The sequence below is a fragment of the Pseudoalteromonas sp. NGC95 genome (assembly GCF_015864705.1).
Classification (GTDB): domain Bacteria; phylum Pseudomonadota; class Gammaproteobacteria; order Enterobacterales; family Alteromonadaceae; genus Pseudoalteromonas; species Pseudoalteromonas arctica.
On sequence record NZ_JADYWR010000026.1, the window covers coordinates 37,099 to 53,479 of the forward strand.

Genomic DNA, 16,381 nt, shown 5'->3' on the forward strand with positions numbered 1-16,381 from the left:
ACAATGTGGTGGGTTTTTAATCAAGTACTTGCTGTACTGCGTTTACTTGAGCGATTTTTTTGTGATTGTTTTTTACGTTTTCGGCGGGTAAACCATAAGTAAAAACCAGTACCTGCTAGCCACACTGGGCTTAAACCAATTACGCACCACAGTATTTTACTTATTAGCCCTGCAAAGTAGCCAAAATGAAGCTTTCTAAAGCTATCAATTACCTGCCAGCCAACGCCTACTTCGCGAATATCCCAGTTAGCTATGTGCTCGCCTGTTAGCTTGTTATAGCTAACCGTATTGGCATACTCACTAGCAAGTGGGTTGGCGGTATCGACTTCGCCGAATAAAGTAATATTTTCGTCAGGTTCGAGTGGCATAACTAAAAACGTGCCGTTAAAAGTGGGTATTTGTTTTTTACTGTCATCAAGTATGTGTTGGAACGAAATCTCGCTACTGTGCAAGTTTTTGGTTAGTACAAAGTGCTCTTCCTCTGCGTGTTCAATAACTTCGTGATACCACACCGCCCAGTTAAAGTAGCCACCTGTGATAGCTAAAATAATAATGATGGGAGATCCTATAACCCCCGTCATTTTATGAATGTCGCTAAGTACAATTTGCAGTGTTGAACGCCAGCGCACACTAAATAGACGCTGCCAAAATTTACGATAAATAATAAGCCCAGTAATACCTAATACCAATAAAAACAGAGCAAAAAAGAAGCCTAGTACAGTGCCTGTTTGCCCTGGCAGGTTTTTAAAGTCGTTCAGTAAAAAAGTGTAATGTAGTTCTAAAAACCAATCGGTAAAATAATGGCTGGTACCAACAGGTTCAGACAAAATGTCACCCGTATACTGGTTTAAATGAAACTTATACCATTGCTCTGTGCCGCGTTTGACTAAGTAAACCCGATCAGCTGTATCATCGTTAAATATTTCCCAACTACCTACTACATATTCAGGGTAAGCATGCTCTGTTTTTGCAATTAACGTGTCGATTGGCATGCGCTCTGGCAGTGCATTTACAACAAAGTGGCTGCTTGGCATAAGTAAGCCATCTATTTCACTTTTAAAAACTAATACGCTCCCTGTAATACTAATAACAATCAATGGAATGATAGCTATTAGAGCGATCCAACTGTGAATTTTAAAAAGAGTTTTTCTCATAGGTAGTTTTATATACAGCAGTTAATGACTTGCGCATGATAACAACTATCATTTTTATTTAATAGTTTGGCGGTGAGGCTTTCTATTAAACCGGTAAACCGTGAACTTAATTCTACGGTTTTTGTATACCTAGCTTGCCAGTACCTAAAACAAGAATTTCTTATTTAGTTGAGTTAAATTTACGCGGCTCTACAATGCCGCGCTCATAGTAAAAGCCTTTTAAAACAAATGTTTATTAAATGTTTTTATTTCTGCTTTTAATTAACATTTATGTAACGAGCGAGGTTGCTTTGGCGCATTATTTGCCTATATTGTCTTCATTTATTTTGGTTTTTAGTTTTTTACCACTACTAAACAAAATTCGAAAAAATCGTAGTGTCTCAGGTTTATCACTATTGATGATGACGTTTGGGTTAGCACAAAGCCTTTATTTTATAACCTACAATATTTATTTTGAGCGTTTTTATATTGCGTTACCATTTATTGTAACTGGTGCGTTAAGCGGACTTATTTTGTATTTTTTTGCACGTTATAACGCAGCTAAACGAGAACGGGTACAGTTGTTTACTATGCTAGGTTTTTCGTTACTGCCTTTTTCACTGCTTTTGAATTCAAGCCTCGATACTGCAACGGTATTAAGCGCTTTAACGTATGTTGGCCTTGTGATGAGTTCGGTACGTGTTATGCCGCAAACTTATAAAACATTGCGTACGGGTAATGTAAGTAATTTAAGCGCGCGCTACTTTAGCTTGCAGTTTATTGCTGGTATTTGCGGCTTAGTTGTTGAGCTTACAACAGCGGCTCCAAGCACGGCGCACTTACTTATGTTTATTATGCTGTTGCTTACCAATGCTGTGCAATTTGGTTGTATGCAATATTATAGAATGCGGCCTGTAATGGCTTAAAAACAAGCTACTTAAGTTCCTATTTAGCCTAATTTATGGCAAATTACTTTATCTAATAAAAGGATAAAGTATGAATTGGAATCAGTTTGGCTATATTTGCCGTGTTAATAGCTCTAAAACACTAAGTACAGAGCAAAAAGATGAGCTGAGTACACCGCCCCATTTAAATATGTATGCCAATAGCGGGTCGCATAGTAAATTAGCGCATAATCTGGTGACGCAAATTGCATCTCAAGATGAAGCAACATCGCAAAAGCAAGCTACGTATTATCAATGTTTACCGGAATTAGTTAACGAATTTAAGTTTGAGCACAAGGGCTGGCTTAGTTACTTAACCTTTGTATTTGTTATTTATGTTTTATCCTCTTTGTTGTATCAGTCTTTTGTTGTGCCTACTTTTGTTGAGATATATAGCAAGCATACTGTTTCTTTAAATCATGTATTTGATGATTATTTTACGTACTGGTATGTGCCAATTATTTTACTCGTTTTATTGCTGAGTGTTATTTTTACCGTTATTTTAAAGCTAAAAAATGTAAGTGCTCTCACAGAGCTAAAGCCTTTTTCGGGTTTATTTAAATTTCTTATTCCTCGTCAATTAATTAATGAGCATAACTCTTTAATTACCACGCTATTATTTCCAAGTAATCATAAAAAGGGTGTTAAAGCCTCTACACCTCAAACCCAGCACTTAGCTCAATGCGAGCTGCTAGGTTTAGAAACCCAAGAAGAATTTAAAGCGTTATTAAAGCAGCAGCTAAAGTTACTTAATACACATATTAAAAGCTTTATAAGTAAGCTCGTTATTGTTTATGGTTTGGTCATTGTTGTGTCTATTTGCTTATTTGTGAAAGCGGCTTATCAACCACTATTTATGCTAGGAGAAGTGCTATGAGAACAAAAGGATTTACGTTAATAGAGTTGATGGTGGTGGTGTCCATTATTGGTATTTTAGCTGCGGTTGCGCTACCTCAATACAGTAAGTATATACAACGAGCAGAACTTGTTGACCCACTTGCAATGGCAGCTGCCATTAGAGAAGACGTTACGGTTTATTATCTTGAAAACAGGCGTTTTCCAGCAAGTAATGAACAAGCAGGTGTGCCTGCAAGTAAATTTTTGATTGGTAATCGGGTAACGGGTATTACAGTTGATAATGGTGCTATTCATATTAGTTTGGGTAATAAAGCTTCACAGCTTTTGCAAAATACAGTTTTAACATTCAGACCCGCAGTTGTAACGGGAAGCCCTACAAGCCCGATTGCGTGGTTATGTGGGTTTGACGAACCGGTAACTGGCATGCAAGCGGTTGGCGAAAATAAAACAACAGTACCAAAAGAAATTTTACCTTCAGCGTGTATATAAAATAGTTTAGGGGATTAAAGTGCAATTAGCTATTCATCAAATTGATGCGTTTACGAATGAGTTATTTAAAGGTAATTATGCGGCAGTGATCCCACTAGAATCGTGGTTAAGTGACGATTTAATGCTAAAGATTGGCGCTGAGAATAACGTATCTGAAACTGCTTTTACCTGCCTGCAAGACGATGGAAGTTTTGTTATTCGTTGGTTTTCGCCGTTAATGGAAATCGATTTTTGTGGTCACGCCACACTTGCGGCTGCCTATGTTTTATGTGAAGAGCATAACATATCGCAAATTCGCTTTATTGCTGATGCGGTGGGCGAGCTAATCGTTAATAAAAACGCTGATGGCAGCTTTGCAATGACCTTTCCAAAACAAGCACCGGTTGAAGTGCAAAATGTGCCTCAGCAACTGCTTGATGGCCTGTCTATGCAACCGAGTAAAGTGCTTAAAAATCGCCAAGCCTACTTTGTTATTTATGAAAACGCCGATCATATACTTGAATTAAAAACTAGCTCAGAGCTTTTAAAAACGCTTTATCCACTTGATGTAGTGGCCACTGCTCCAAGTGCTGAATATGATTTTATATCTCGTTATTTTTGGCCTGCAAGCGGTGGCGACGAAGATTATGTAACAGGCTCTATTCATACTGGCTTGGCACCTTACTGGGCGCAGCAATTGGGTAAAACTACGTTAAGCGCTTATCAGGCTTCAAGCAGAGGCGGGTATTTACTATGTGAAGTGGGTGATACAACCGTCACCTTAACGGGGCATGCTGTAAGGTATTTAAAAGGCACTATTTATATTTGATCTGTGAATTAAGTTATAAAAAAGGCCACGTTAAACGTGGCCTTGGTTTACTCAATTTGTAGAGATATTTTACGCTTCTAGTGCTTTTGCAATTAAGCGATCAATATATTTTTTATGCGCTTTAGTTGCTGTATCTGCACCCCAAGCAGTGCTGGTATCGGCTATTTGAGTTAGCTGATATAACGCAGCTGTTTTAGCTAAGTTATCGTACTTACTTGCTTTGCCAAGACCTGCAATTGCGATTAGCTGATTAACATACTCAATTTGTAAGTTGTGACTAATAGAATTTGCATCTTTGCTTTTCACAAAAATATTAGCGGTTAAATCTTGCATAAACTGAGTTAGGCTATATTCATTGCCGTACAAAGCAGTATCAGAAATACGCAGTAATACGGCTGGGTGTAATAGCTGCGCAAGTACAGACTTTTGCATACCTAAAATCATTTTGTGTGCTTTAGGGTCTTCATTTTTACCAAAGTGATTAAAGCCACGACGTTGCAGTTGCAAGTAGCTATATAGAGGTTGCATGTTTTGTAGTACGTCTGGTGCAAATACAAACTTGGCTAATATATCCATCGCTTGTGTTTGACGTTCAAGAGATACCGGTGTAAATGGTTTATCTGCGTTTGCATCACCCACTACAGCACGCTCAACGTACACACCACCAATTTGGCGAGAAACCACACCTGCTTGAGCTCGGTACTGACCAAATAAGCTATTTGCAGAGGTAACAAGCTGTTGGTAAGACTCACCTTTAACCGTTGCTTTATCTTTTAGCTCAGTAAATAGTTTATTAATTAGTGCCATACGATCTGCGCCATAGGCCGCAGGGTTTGACGACAAATCACCAATCATTACACGTGGATCGATATGACGACCTGGTGCGCGCATATCGTCTGCATCGTTACCAAAGGCAAGGGCATGTTCACTTGAACGAGCAAGTATTTTTTCAAGTCTAGCTTGCTCAGCAGCTTCATCTGCAAGTGCTACGCTGTAGCCATAGTTAATAGCCCAATCATCGTAAGGGCCTGGTTTTGTTTGAAAAATATCACCTTGCTGCATACCAATTGGGGCAATGTTAGCGGGTGCATAATCCATAACAGAGCCGGTTACTATGCCTTGGGTTTTGTTTTTGTCGTGTACTTCTTTTTCATCCCACAAAATAGATGATTTCATATTGTGGTTAAGACCTAAAGTATGACCAACTTCGTGAAGTACCAATTGCGTTAGACCTTGGCGAAGCATTTCTTTATCTTCAATTTTTTCGCCGCTAGCAAGGCCTTTGGCAAGCATTAGATTTTGTTGAATTTCATGCCCTAATGAGCAATTTAATTCGCCGGTATTTGTTGTTTCACCGTGGCTCATTGTTCCTTGTGTGAAAAGTGTGTCGTAAATCCAGCGGTTTTTCATAAATACAAACTCAAGCATAATGTCTGAGCCCAGTATTTCGCCTGTTAATGGGTTAGCAAGTGCTGGTCCATACCCACCAAATGGAGGTTTAGGTGACGAGGTCCAGCGCAGTACGTTGTAATTAATATCGCCCGCATCCCAATCTGCATCATCTGGTTGTACTTTTACCTCTAAGGCATTTTTAAAACCGGCTTTTTCAAAAGAGGTATTCCACGTTAAAACAGCGTCACGAATAGTATCGCGCCATTGGATAGGTGTGGTGTTTTCTATCCACCAAGTAATTGGTTTTACTGGCTCTGAAAGTGCTGCACTCGGGTCTTTCTTTTGTAAGTCCCAGCGTTTTATAACATCTTCATAAGGTGCCCAATCGGTAGATGTCATTTGATCAAATTGATTTGTAAAATAACCAATGCGCGCATCATCCATACGGGGTGCATAGTTGTTGTTAGGTAAAGCGACAAACGAGTGCTGAACTTTTACCGATACACTACGCGGGTCGCTTACTGCATTTGAGCCACGTACCGTTGGGCTTGGGTTAGTAAATACGTAATCAACAACCACGTCTAAGTTATTAGGGTATGGACGCTGTTTAATAATGCGTGATTTTTTATCGTCTAGTTTACCTACTTTAAAGCGTTTTTTAGCGTTTTTATCTGCTGGATTTGGTGTAGGTGATACTTTATGAAGTGCTTCGCTTAAAAATAACTTATTTACATTAAATGCTATTTTACCGTCTTCTTCTTTTTCTATTTTAATGCTCGCAAGTACCGCTTCACTAATATTGGCATCACTCGCTTTTGAAATTGCACTGCTTTGGTCAAATTTGTAGCGAGGTGTTTTGCTAATAATATCGATACGGTCAAAGTATTTTCTAAATTCAATTAACTTAGTTTCGCGGTAAGAACCACGATAATGGCCTGCATCTGTAACGCCATCGACAGTGTGCGCAAAATACACAAACGGCGTATTGAGTTGGGATTCGTTAATCACCATAAGGTGCTTACCGGTTTTTTCGTCTTGATAAAGGCTAAATATACCGGCAAATTCGGTTTGTCCTTTGATCATTTCGCTAAGTGTTTTTGACTCTTTTTCGTCTTTTTTATCGGCTGCAAATGCATGGCTGCCAAACGCTAAGCTAAGCGCAAGGGTGATGCTCGTTAATTTCATTTTGAGACTTTTAATATTTGTTAATTTAATTGGACTGTACGTAAATTAATTTAATTTCGCACATCTTCGCGATGAAATTTAAGTGTTTAACGCTAATTAACTGATATTAATGAATAAAAGTTTGTAACAAAATATAACGAATGAGGTGAGCTGCATGTAAAATTATATTCTATAGCCCTAAATAGCAGTGGCATATATTCATTTGTAACAGTTGCTTACAAATGTCACCTTAATGTTTCATATGGCTCTGGTATTATGGCGTTAATAGAATTTTGGGGATAATAGGATATGCAAACAAATTCACTTAGATGGGTTTTTCCATTTGTGGCGCTCATTGTTGGTGTTGTTGGCTTTATGGGAATAAATGCCATTGCACAAGAGCCAGAAAAAAAAGAAGTAATTGATACTCGTCCAACAGTGCAAGTTGAGCCAGTGGCTGCAAACGATCATCAAGTTATTATTAATAGCTACGGTGAAGTAAAGCCTCTTGAAAGTACACAGCTTTCGGCGCAGGTGTCGGGTGAAGTGTTAAGTTGGCATCCTAATTTTGTAGCCGGCGGCATCGTTGCTCGCGGTGAGACGTTATTTACTATCGAAAAAGACAACTACGAAGCAGCAGTACTTGTAGCAGAGGCAGAAATTGCTCGTGCACAAGCAGGCTTAATTGAAGAGCAAGCCCAAGCTCAAGTAGCCGCAGATGAAGCAAAGCGTTTTCCAAGTAAAGCGCGTACCGACTTATTTTTACGTAAGCCTCAAGTGTTAAGTGCGCAGGCATCTGTAAAGTCGGCGCAAGCTGCATTAAAACGTGCACAACGTGACTTAGATAATTGTGAAGTAACAGCCCCTTACGATGCATTGGTTATTAGCCGAAATGTAGGTGTTGGTCAATTTGTCACTATGGGTTCGCAAGTTGCTGAGCTCAATAATATTGAAACTGCTGAAGTGATTATTCCTATAGCAGGGTTCGATAGCGTTTTTTTACCAGAGCGTATTAAAGGTATTACCGCAACGATTATTCAAAAAGGCCTAAACAGCTTTACCCGAGAAGGTGTAATTGACCGCGACCTGGGGATTGTTGATAACGCTACGCGTATGAGCAGTCTAGTCGTGCGTATAGAAGACCCATACGGTCTTAAAAACATACAACCAGCCATTAAGTTTGGCAGCTACGTACAGGTAAATTTTGCAGGTGCAATGCTTAATAATATTTACCGTTTACCGCAAGCTTTGGTTAACAATCAGACTGTGTGGGTAGTAAACGAAAATCAAGAACTAGAGCCTCGCAAAGTAACGGTTATTCGAGAAGAGGGTGAGTATTTTTATATTAGCAGTGGTTTAAATGCCGATGACAAACTCGTTATTACTTTACCTGAATACCCGCAAAAAGGAATGCAGGTTAAAATTGCAGGTGTAGCTGCAAAACCTGAAAGCTCAGAAACGAGCACTTCAAACACGCAACAGCTGTAGGGTGTAATAGTTATGAGCGAGTCAATACAACAAAAACAAACAGGGCTAATTGCCTACTTTGCTAATAATTCAGTAGCCGCTAATTTAATGATGTTTTTTATCATTATTATGGGGGCTATAAGTTACTTTACGATTCAGCGTCAAATGTTTCCTAATGTAGAGATTAACTACATTAATATTGAGGCTAATTACCCAGGTGCCTCTCCTCAGGAAATAGAAGAAAGTATTCTTATAAAAGTTGAAGAGTCACTTAAAGATATAACCGAAATTAAAAAAGGCGTGTATCGCGCATTTAGAAATGGCGGTACAGCCAGCCTGGAAATAAACACCGATGCAAAACTTACCGATGTGCTTGATAAAGTAAAGTTGCGTGTTGATGGTATTGCGACTTTTCCGGCGGGTATGGAACCGGTCACCATAAGTCAGGTTGAGTTTAGGCAAGACGTAATAGGTATGACGCTCGTTGCTGACTTACCACTTACAGAGCTTAAGCCTATAGCAAACCAAATAGAGGATGAGTTACTACAGTTATCTAACGTGTCGTTAGTGGTAAACGATGTTCCTCTTGATGAAATAGCAATTGAAATAGAGCCCGATACGCTGCGCCAATATAATCTAACCCTTAGTGATGTGATGAATGCGGTACGCCGTTACTCAGCTAACTTTTCGGCGGGGCAGCTAAAAACAGACGCAGGTGTTATTTCTGTTCGCGTCGAGAATCAGTTTTACTCGGGTGAAGAGTTTAGGCAAATTCCGGTAAAAATTGGCGAGTATGGCGCTAAAGTTTTACTGCAAGATATTGCAGTTATTAAAGATCAATTTACCGAAGGTGAGCGCTACTTTAAGTTTAATGGCGAAAACGCGGTGTATTTATCGGTAAAAGCAACGCAAGAGCAAAACATGATTCCCGTTGCGGATTCGGTTAAAGCGTTTATTGATCAAAAAAATAAGCAGCTACCGCCAGGTATTCGATTAGAGCCATTAATGGATATGACCTACTACCTAAATGCTCGCCTTGATATGATGAAAGCTAACCTCTTTCAAGGTGCCATTTTGGTGGCAATTATGTTGTCGTTATTCTTGCGTTTTAAACTAGCGCTTTGGGTAATGATTGGCTTACCTGTTTGTTTTTTAGGGGCCATGATGATGATGCCACTATTTGGCATTAGCATTAATATTATTTCGTTATTCGCTTTTATAATGGTGCTCGGCATAGTGGTGGATGATGCCATAGTGATAGGGGAAGCTGCCTACACCGAAGTTGAAAAAAGCGGCGGTGGTGTAGAAAATGTTGTGCGTGGCGCTAACCGAGTCGCGACCCCAGCAACCTTTGGTGTGTTAACAACAATTGCTGTATTTGCACCATTCACAATGTCGAGCGGGCCAGAAAGTGCCTTCTTTTATGGTATAGCCGTTGTAGTAATGCTGTGTTTAGTATTTAGTTTGATTGAATCAAAGCTGATACTGCCAGCTCACATTGCTCATACGCACTTTTCGCCGATTAAAAAGGGTGGTTGGCGCGATCGCTTCAATACACGCTTTTTTGGTTTCGTAAATGGCCCATACAAACGTTTTATTGCTAAGTGTGTTGATTGGCGCTGGACTGTTTTGTTTGCTTTTATTGCAATGTTTATAATCAGTATTGCACTTATTACGTCTAATAAAGTACGTACAGTTCCAACTCCTAAAGTGCCGCACGACTTTCCACAAATTCAAGTAGAAATGAACGACAACGTTTCTGACTTACAAACCATTGCTGCTATTCGTGAAATAGAAGCTATGGTACTTAGAGTCGATGAAGAGACTGAACGTGAGTTTGGTCAAAAAATTATTCGTGATGTATTGGTATTTAATCAAGGCAGAACCGAGTCGCAGTTACTAGCTCCATTAGTTGACGAAGATTCACGTCCATACAATGCATTTGAACTTTCGCGTCGCTGGCGTGAGGCTATGCCGACTATTGCTGGTATTAAGTCGTTAACTATTCAAGACGATGTTGGTGGCGGCGGTGGTAATGGCGGCGGCGAGTTTGGCTATTTACTGTATGGCTCAGACATAGATACTTTAAATCAAGCGGGTCGTCGTTTTATTCAATTACTTCAACAGCAAAAAGGGTTGTTTGATATTAGCTCAACCATAGATCCTGCGAGCAAAGAAGTGCAAATGAGCCTTAAACCTGTTGCTTACGATTTAGGCTTAGATTTGGCAGGTATTGCAAATCAAGTGGGAGCCAGTTTTTATGGTGGCGAAGCGCAGCGCGTAATCCGAAACGGCGAAGAAGTACGCGTAATGGTACGTTACCCTAAGCTGACTCGTGAGGCATTTTCATCGCTTAAACACACCGTTGTTACTACCCCACAAGGGCGAGAAGTACTTCTTGGTGATGTAGTAGAGCTAACAGAAACGCCAGGTATTAGCTATATACGCCGCGAAGGTGGTTACCGTACCGTGTATGTTTATGGCAATATTGATGAAGAGCAAATTGAGCCAGGCGAAGTGGTTAAGCAAGTAAAAGAAAATCTACTGCCACAGCTAATAGAAGAATTCCCAAGTGTTAAATCAGAGCTTGGTGGCGCAATAGAAGAGCAGCAAGCTCAAGCTAATGAGCAAATAATGTTTTTTATTGGCGGAATGATTTTAGTATACATACTGCTAGCTGTGCCGCTTAAAAGCTATTCACAACCGCTTATTGTAATGTCGGTTATTCCGTTTAGTTTAACCGGGGCTATTTGGGGTCATTACTGGTTTGATTTAGATATGAGCTTAATGTCGGGATTTGGCTTAATTGCCGCAGCAGGTGTTGTTATAAATGATTCACTTGTAATGACAGATTATGTAAACCAAGTTCGCCGCGAAGGTGTTAGCGTTAAAAATGCAGTAATAGAAGCTGGTTGTGCCCGCTTTAGAGCAATACTATTAACGTCTATAACAACCTTTGCTGGTGTATTACCTATTATGTTTGAAACAAGCCTGCAGGCTAAGTTTGTAATACCTATGGCAGTAGCACTTGGCTTTGCTGTTATGTTTGCAACGTTAATAACGCTTATATTAGTACCGTGTTTATATATTATTCTAGGCGATATTGGTGCGTTATTTAAGCGCCCTTTTAAAAGCCGAGCTGCTAAAGTCTCGTAAATATAAAGCATAAAAAAAGCACTGACCGTTATTAACGCTCAGTGCTTTTTTATTATCTATTTATTGTTGTTAAACTGGCTACAACAATAATTAATCTTTAAATTGCTTATGGCAATCTTTACAGCCTTTAGCCCATGCGCCAAAAGCTTTACCAATTACGGCTTTATCGCCCGATTGGGCTGCTAACGCTAGCTTATCTGCATTTGCTGCAAAAGCATTCGCTTTTTCAACAAAGGTTGCATTTTCGGCCCAAACAGCAGCAAGTGCAGCTGTGTCGCCTTTATCTGTTCCTTCGTAAAACGCTTCCCATGGCATTTTTGAAAGTGCAGCAGCGTTGTTAGCACGCATTTTAAATTGCTCTGCGTTAAAAGGTACTTTACCTTTTAGCATTGCGCCCATGTCACCAATTTGCACTGAAATCATTGAAAACGCAGCTTGGCGGTATTCAATCGCGTCACTTGGTTCTTTAAATGCAGAATTTGCCGATACGCTAAATGCACACGTTGCCAGTGCTATTGTTGCTAATACTTTTTTTAATTTCATGTTTGCCCCTGTTGAAAATTGTAATTCTTAATTCGGTATCTTGTATCTAACATCGTATTTATTCAAGTGAATACGATAGATTTAACTAAAACTTAATCGTTTATATCAATATCTGCAAATATCATCCCGCGACGCATGCTTCTAGTTGCTAAGAATACCTCACCAAGTAACGACATAAATGCACATATAAGTAATGCCATTGCTGCTACAAAACAACAGGCAATTGTAACGCCTAAGTTTATAGATTGAATATGCGATAAAAATAACAACATAACCACAGCGCATACAAGTAGTGCGCTTAATACACTCAAACTAAAAGCAATATGTATACATCGAGAACGCTTTAAAAGGGCGCGCAGCTCTGTAGCGAGTGATTTATTAAAGTCCTCGTCAGTACTTACTTTTAGTCTGCGTTCTAGCTGACGTGCCCTATCGGTAATTCGTGCTAAACGATTAGATAAAACACCTAAAGTAGCAGCAATACCCGTGATTAAGAATACAGGGGCAACGGCCGTTTGAATTACTTTAGCCATGGTTAAAATGTTAATTACTTCGTTATTCATTCATTTCTCAAGAAAAAGTTAGAGTTGTTTACATTAGTTCACAAATATGATTTTTTAACTTTATTGTTTTAAATCAATTTGCTGAGGTGATGTTTTCTTGTTTTTTGGATTTGATGTCATGTGTTTGTAACCAAGGTGTTGCTTGGGTTGTACCGAAAGTTTTATATTCAGTACAACAATACAATCATTTTGATTAATACAAATACAATAATACATAACCTATCCAAGGGGAACTCATGGCTAAAAATATAATAAAAAAAACTGCTATAGCTACGGCAGTCTCAAGTGCATTTCTTGCTACTTTTGTTAATGCGGCAACTTTACCTAATGCAACGATTGCACCTCAAGCTGCTGAACAGGTGAAAGAGTTAGCATCTGAGCAAAAACAGCCTTCAGCACATATGATTGTTTTACGTGCAGCAACTTCTGTTGATGCTGTGGCTTCTGGCACTTATGAAGCGTCAAGCAGTCGTGAAATGATTGCTAACGTTGAGTTGCTTCAAAACACGATGGCCAACGAGCTTAGTAGCTTAGACTTTGATGCAAAAATAATTGGTAAAACAAAAATATTAGCACCAACATTAATTGTGCAGGCGACACCAGAAGCCTTAGCTAAAATAGCTAAAGATTCACGAGTGGCTAAAGTATTACCGATGTTTGACTACGAATTACATGTAGCTGCAACGTCTGAATATATTAATGCTAAGCCTTTAATTGTTGATGGTATTGTAACTGGTAAAGGTCAGCGTGTGGCTGTTCTAGATACTGGTATTGACTATACCCACAAAGCATTTGGTGGTGAGGGTACTGTAGAAGCATACAATGCTGCTCAAGCTGATCCTACAACGGTTAATTGGCCACAAGGTATTGTACAAGGCGGTTACGATTTTATTCATGAAGATGCAGACCCGATCGAGAATGATCCTGAAGTTGTAATTCCTGATGTAGATGAACCAACAAACCATGGTACGTCTTCTTCAAATTCAGTGAATGGTATTGCACCTGATGTTGAATTATATGTTTACTCTGTTTGTGGTGGTGGCTGTCCAAGTGCTGCTCAAGCTGCGGCATTAGAAGCTGCAATGGATCCAAATGGCGATGGTGATATTTCAGACCGCGTAGATGTTATGAACATGTCATTGGGTGGTGAGTTTGGCGATACATATACAGGTGGTGGTGCACAATACCTAATTCAACGTGCTGTTGATTTAGGTGTGAATATGGTTATTTCAGCCGGTAATGATGGTGATCATCCATTCCGTATTGGTGGCCCAAGCACGACACCAAATGCGTTATCAGTAGGCGCAATGACCCATCCTACAACTGAAGTTGGCACTGCTACAGGTACTGTTGCTGGTATCGAAGGTAATATTCAAGCATCAGGCTTTGGCCCGCAAACTGACTTTGTAATTACAGGTGCAGATATTGATTTAGTGTATCCTGACACAAACCAAGATGGTTGTGTTGATTTTGCTGATGATGTTGATTTTACTGGTAAAGCGGTTTTAATTGACCGTGGTGCATGTGCATTTACAGTTAAAGTACTTAGTGCACAGAAGAAAGGTGCTGAGTTTGTATTGATTGCAAATAACACAGATGATGGCACTCCTGCACCAATGGGTGGCAGTGATGACAATGTAACTATTAAAAGTGTAGGTATTAATTTTGCTGCAGGTGCTGCTTTAAAAGCTCAATTAGCTGCAGGCGATACGGCAACATTTGATATTGATGTAAAAATTAAAACTACAGCAGGTGCAGTAGCTACGTTCTCTTCTCGTGGCCCTTCGATGGATGGTTTATTAAAACCAGAAATTACTGCTCCTGGTACTAGTATATTAGTTGCAGCAGCAGGCACGCAAGATCAGCTAGCTCCTGTATCTGGAACATCTTTTTCAGGCCCTATTACAGCCGGCGCTGTTGCAATGGTACGTGAAGCTCATCCTGAGCGTAATGCATTTGAGATTAAAGCTACAATAATGAATGCAGCTGACTTAAATGTAACAAATGAGCCTTTAGCAAGCAGTCCTGACTCAGAACTGGCTCCAATTAGTATGATTGGTTCAGGCTTGGTTGATGTAACTAAAGCAGTCAACTTACCAGTTGCTGCATGGGTTAATAATACACAGTTTAATACTAAACAAGCGGCTCTTTCATTCGGCCTTGTGTCAATGGCTGGAACAGAGTCTCTAACTAAAACAGTGACTGTTAAGAACTTCTCATCAGATGCTAAAACGTATGCGCTGCGTACTGAAGCTCGCTACCAAAATGATGACGATACAGCTGCAATTAGCTGGGATTTCCCTGAGTCGGTAACAATCCCTGCAGGTCAGTCAATTAACTTTGATGTGACGCTAACTGTTGATCCAACAAAACTACCAGCGTGGGAATTAGAAAACCCATTTAGTGCAGACGACATTGCTGCAAGAAGCGCTGCTCTTACTTCAGTAGAGTTTGATGGTGCATTGGTATTTAATGACGCAAGCACTGATACAGACCACGATTTACACGTTGTATATCATGCAATGCCAAAAGCTGCGACAGAATTAAGCGTTTCGTCTCAAATCATTGATAACGAAATGGCACTTATTGTTGAAAATAGCGGCCAAACAGACATTACTCCTTTTGTAGAAAGCATTGTTGCAACAGGCACAGAGAAAACACGAGAAGAAGCTGAGTTTAATATTTTAGCGACTACTTTCTCTGCATTTGCAGATAGCTCTTGTGACTCTGGTATTTTTGTAACGTCGTCTATCCAATTGCGCGACCCATTAACGCATGTATTCCAAGCAGGCTACAGATTAGAAGTTGATACTGATAATGACGGTGTTTATGATCAAGTTATGCAAAACTATAACGACCGCGGTCGTGAAACAGCATTCCCTGGCCGTAGCCGTACAGTAATTGGTGAAACTGATGGCGCTGGTAACGATTCGTTAGCATGGGTTACTCCGCTTTATCACTCAGCCGGTGAAGATACTATTACCTTCTCAACTTGTAGTGAGCTACTAAACGTTGATGGTTCATTACTTGGTGAAAACATGAACTTTAAAGCATCTGTAGGTTACCCTTCATATGTTACAGGTGTATTCACTCAGACCGATAGTATTGAAGGCTCAACTACATTTGGAGCATCTCCAAGTGTAACGCTTACTTCTATGGAAACTGGCGAAGCAGTTACTTCACTTAAACCGGGTGAAAAAGCAATTGTTGAAGCAAGCGGTCCATTTGCATTATCACAAACATCTGGTTTGGATATTGTTAAAGTGATGAGTAGTACTGAGTTAGAGCTTCCTGCAATCGACGCCCCAATGCTAGTTGGTGGTGAGTTTAGTGTTTCAGAAGATGCTGCTAACGGAACGGTTGTTGGTGCACTAACTATCACTGAGTCTGACCAAGACTTAGATGTGTCAGAGTACTATGTGCAATCAAGTACTCACCAAGGTTTTGGTATTGATGCGGATGGACAAGTGGTTGTAACTAATACTGAATTGTTAACTGGTGATTCATCAGCTGAACTTCAAGTTGTTGCAATTGATGTACGCGGTAATGTATCTGCTCCTGCTGTAGTTACTGTAAGTATTACTAAAGTTGTACCACCAGTAGTAGAGACTGTAGCACCAGAAAGCAAAAAGAGCTCATCTGGTTCACTTGCATGGTTAACATTACTAGTAGCGCCGTTTGCATTCATACGTCGTCGTAAACAAAAGTAATTTTATAACTAAATAGTTATATAAAGGGAGCTTCGGCTCTAATGCCGATCATTTAAGAATTAGTTAATAGAACTTGAACGATCTTCTAGGTATGTAAGAATCCGAATTCTTTTGTAGAATTCGGATTTTTTTATGCAACTTTCTAATGCTCTCG

The 16,381-nt window shown here is 39.7% G+C and carries 11 protein-coding genes; 7 read left to right on the plus strand and 4 right to left on the minus strand.

The window, feature by feature from the left end; translation table 11 throughout:
- Positions 1-20: 20 nt before the first annotated feature.
- Positions 21-1,154, minus strand: a complete 1,134-nt coding sequence (locus I6E70_RS18000) for a PepSY-associated TM helix domain-containing protein (RefSeq protein ID WP_197189325.1) — start codon at positions 1,152-1,154, stop codon at positions 21-23.
- A 290-nt stretch (positions 1,155-1,444) separates the two neighbouring features.
- Here I6E70_RS18000 and I6E70_RS18005 point away from each other — a divergent pair, with 290 nt between their 5' ends.
- From I6E70_RS18005 to I6E70_RS18020, 4 genes are all read left to right on the plus strand, one after another.
- On the plus strand, positions 1,445-2,059 hold the full coding sequence (locus tag I6E70_RS18005; RefSeq protein WP_033012533.1) for a PQ-loop repeat-containing protein: 615 nt from the start codon (positions 1,445-1,447) through the stop codon (positions 2,057-2,059).
- A 70-nt stretch (positions 2,060-2,129) separates the two neighbouring features.
- Positions 2,130-2,954 carry a hypothetical protein gene (locus I6E70_RS18010; RefSeq protein ID WP_197189326.1) on the plus strand — a complete coding sequence of 275 codons (825 nt, stop codon included), beginning with the start codon at positions 2,130-2,132 and terminating at the stop codon, positions 2,952-2,954.
- Entirely contained in the window at positions 2,951-3,424 is a 474-nt protein-coding gene (locus I6E70_RS18015; RefSeq protein ID WP_010554538.1) for a pilin, read from the plus strand. The genes I6E70_RS18010 and I6E70_RS18015 overlap by 4 nt, the downstream gene beginning before the upstream one ends.
- A gap of 19 nt (positions 3,425-3,443) precedes the next feature.
- Complete coding sequence (locus I6E70_RS18020; RefSeq protein ID WP_197189327.1) at positions 3,444-4,232, plus strand: PhzF family phenazine biosynthesis protein; 789 nt, start codon at positions 3,444-3,446, stop codon at positions 4,230-4,232.
- A gap of 69 nt (positions 4,233-4,301) precedes the next feature.
- On the opposite strand, the gene I6E70_RS18025 is transcribed toward I6E70_RS18020, so the two are convergent.
- Positions 4,302-6,809, minus strand: coding sequence for a zinc-dependent metalloprotease (locus I6E70_RS18025; RefSeq protein ID WP_197189328.1), 2,508 nt, complete (start codon positions 6,807-6,809; stop codon positions 4,302-4,304).
- A gap of 288 nt (positions 6,810-7,097) precedes the next feature.
- On the opposite strand from I6E70_RS18025, the gene I6E70_RS18030 reads away from it, so the two are divergent.
- On the plus strand, positions 7,098-8,276 hold the full coding sequence (locus I6E70_RS18030; RefSeq protein ID WP_007580481.1) for an efflux RND transporter periplasmic adaptor subunit: 1,179 nt from the start codon (positions 7,098-7,100) through the stop codon (positions 8,274-8,276).
- Between the two features lie 12 nt (positions 8,277-8,288).
- Positions 8,289-11,411, plus strand: a complete 3,123-nt coding sequence (locus I6E70_RS18035) for an efflux RND transporter permease subunit (protein WP_024592632.1) — start codon at positions 8,289-8,291, stop codon at positions 11,409-11,411.
- A gap of 90 nt (positions 11,412-11,501) precedes the next feature.
- On the opposite strand, the gene I6E70_RS18040 is transcribed toward I6E70_RS18035, so the two are convergent.
- Together I6E70_RS18040 and I6E70_RS18045 are read right to left on the minus strand one after the other, a co-directional pair.
- Entirely contained in the window at positions 11,502-11,954 is a 453-nt protein-coding gene (locus I6E70_RS18040) for a c-type cytochrome (protein WP_149594630.1), read from the minus strand.
- A 92-nt stretch (positions 11,955-12,046) separates the two neighbouring features.
- Positions 12,047-12,517, minus strand: coding sequence for a DUF2721 domain-containing protein (locus I6E70_RS18045; RefSeq protein WP_007377300.1), 471 nt, complete (start codon positions 12,515-12,517; stop codon positions 12,047-12,049).
- A 236-nt stretch (positions 12,518-12,753) separates the two neighbouring features.
- On the opposite strand from I6E70_RS18045, the gene I6E70_RS18050 reads away from it, so the two are divergent.
- Positions 12,754-16,227 (plus strand): S8 family serine peptidase, encoded by a 3,474-nt coding sequence (locus tag I6E70_RS18050; protein ID WP_197189329.1) that lies wholly within the window; start codon positions 12,754-12,756, stop codon positions 16,225-16,227.
- Positions 16,228-16,381: the final 154 nt, after the last annotated feature.

What these genes read in the sequence shown, in the direction of transcription:
- I6E70_RS18030 (WP_007580481.1), top strand. Translation starts at nt 7,098, where the DNA reads ATGCAAACAAATTCACTTAGATGGGTTTTTCCATTTGTGGCGCTCATT.
- I6E70_RS18045 (WP_007377300.1), bottom strand. Translation starts at nt 12,517, where the DNA reads ATGAATAACGAAGTAATTAACATTTTAACCATGGCTAAAGTAATTCAA.
- I6E70_RS18015 (WP_010554538.1), top strand. Translation starts at nt 2,951, where the DNA reads ATGAGAACAAAAGGATTTACGTTAATAGAGTTGATGGTGGTGGTGTCC.
- I6E70_RS18040 (WP_149594630.1), bottom strand. Translation starts at nt 11,954, where the DNA reads ATGAAATTAAAAAAAGTATTAGCAACAATAGCACTGGCAACGTGTGCA.
- I6E70_RS18050 (WP_197189329.1), top strand. Translation starts at nt 12,754, where the DNA reads ATGGCTAAAAATATAATAAAAAAAACTGCTATAGCTACGGCAGTCTCA.
- I6E70_RS18025 (WP_197189328.1), bottom strand. Translation starts at nt 6,809, where the DNA reads ATGAAATTAACGAGCATCACCCTTGCGCTTAGCTTAGCGTTTGGCAGC.
- I6E70_RS18035 (WP_024592632.1), top strand. Translation starts at nt 8,289, where the DNA reads ATGAGCGAGTCAATACAACAAAAACAAACAGGGCTAATTGCCTACTTT.
- I6E70_RS18000 (WP_197189325.1), bottom strand. Translation starts at nt 1,154, where the DNA reads ATGAGAAAAACTCTTTTTAAAATTCACAGTTGGATCGCTCTAATAGCT.
- I6E70_RS18010 (WP_197189326.1), top strand. Translation starts at nt 2,130, where the DNA reads ATGAATTGGAATCAGTTTGGCTATATTTGCCGTGTTAATAGCTCTAAA.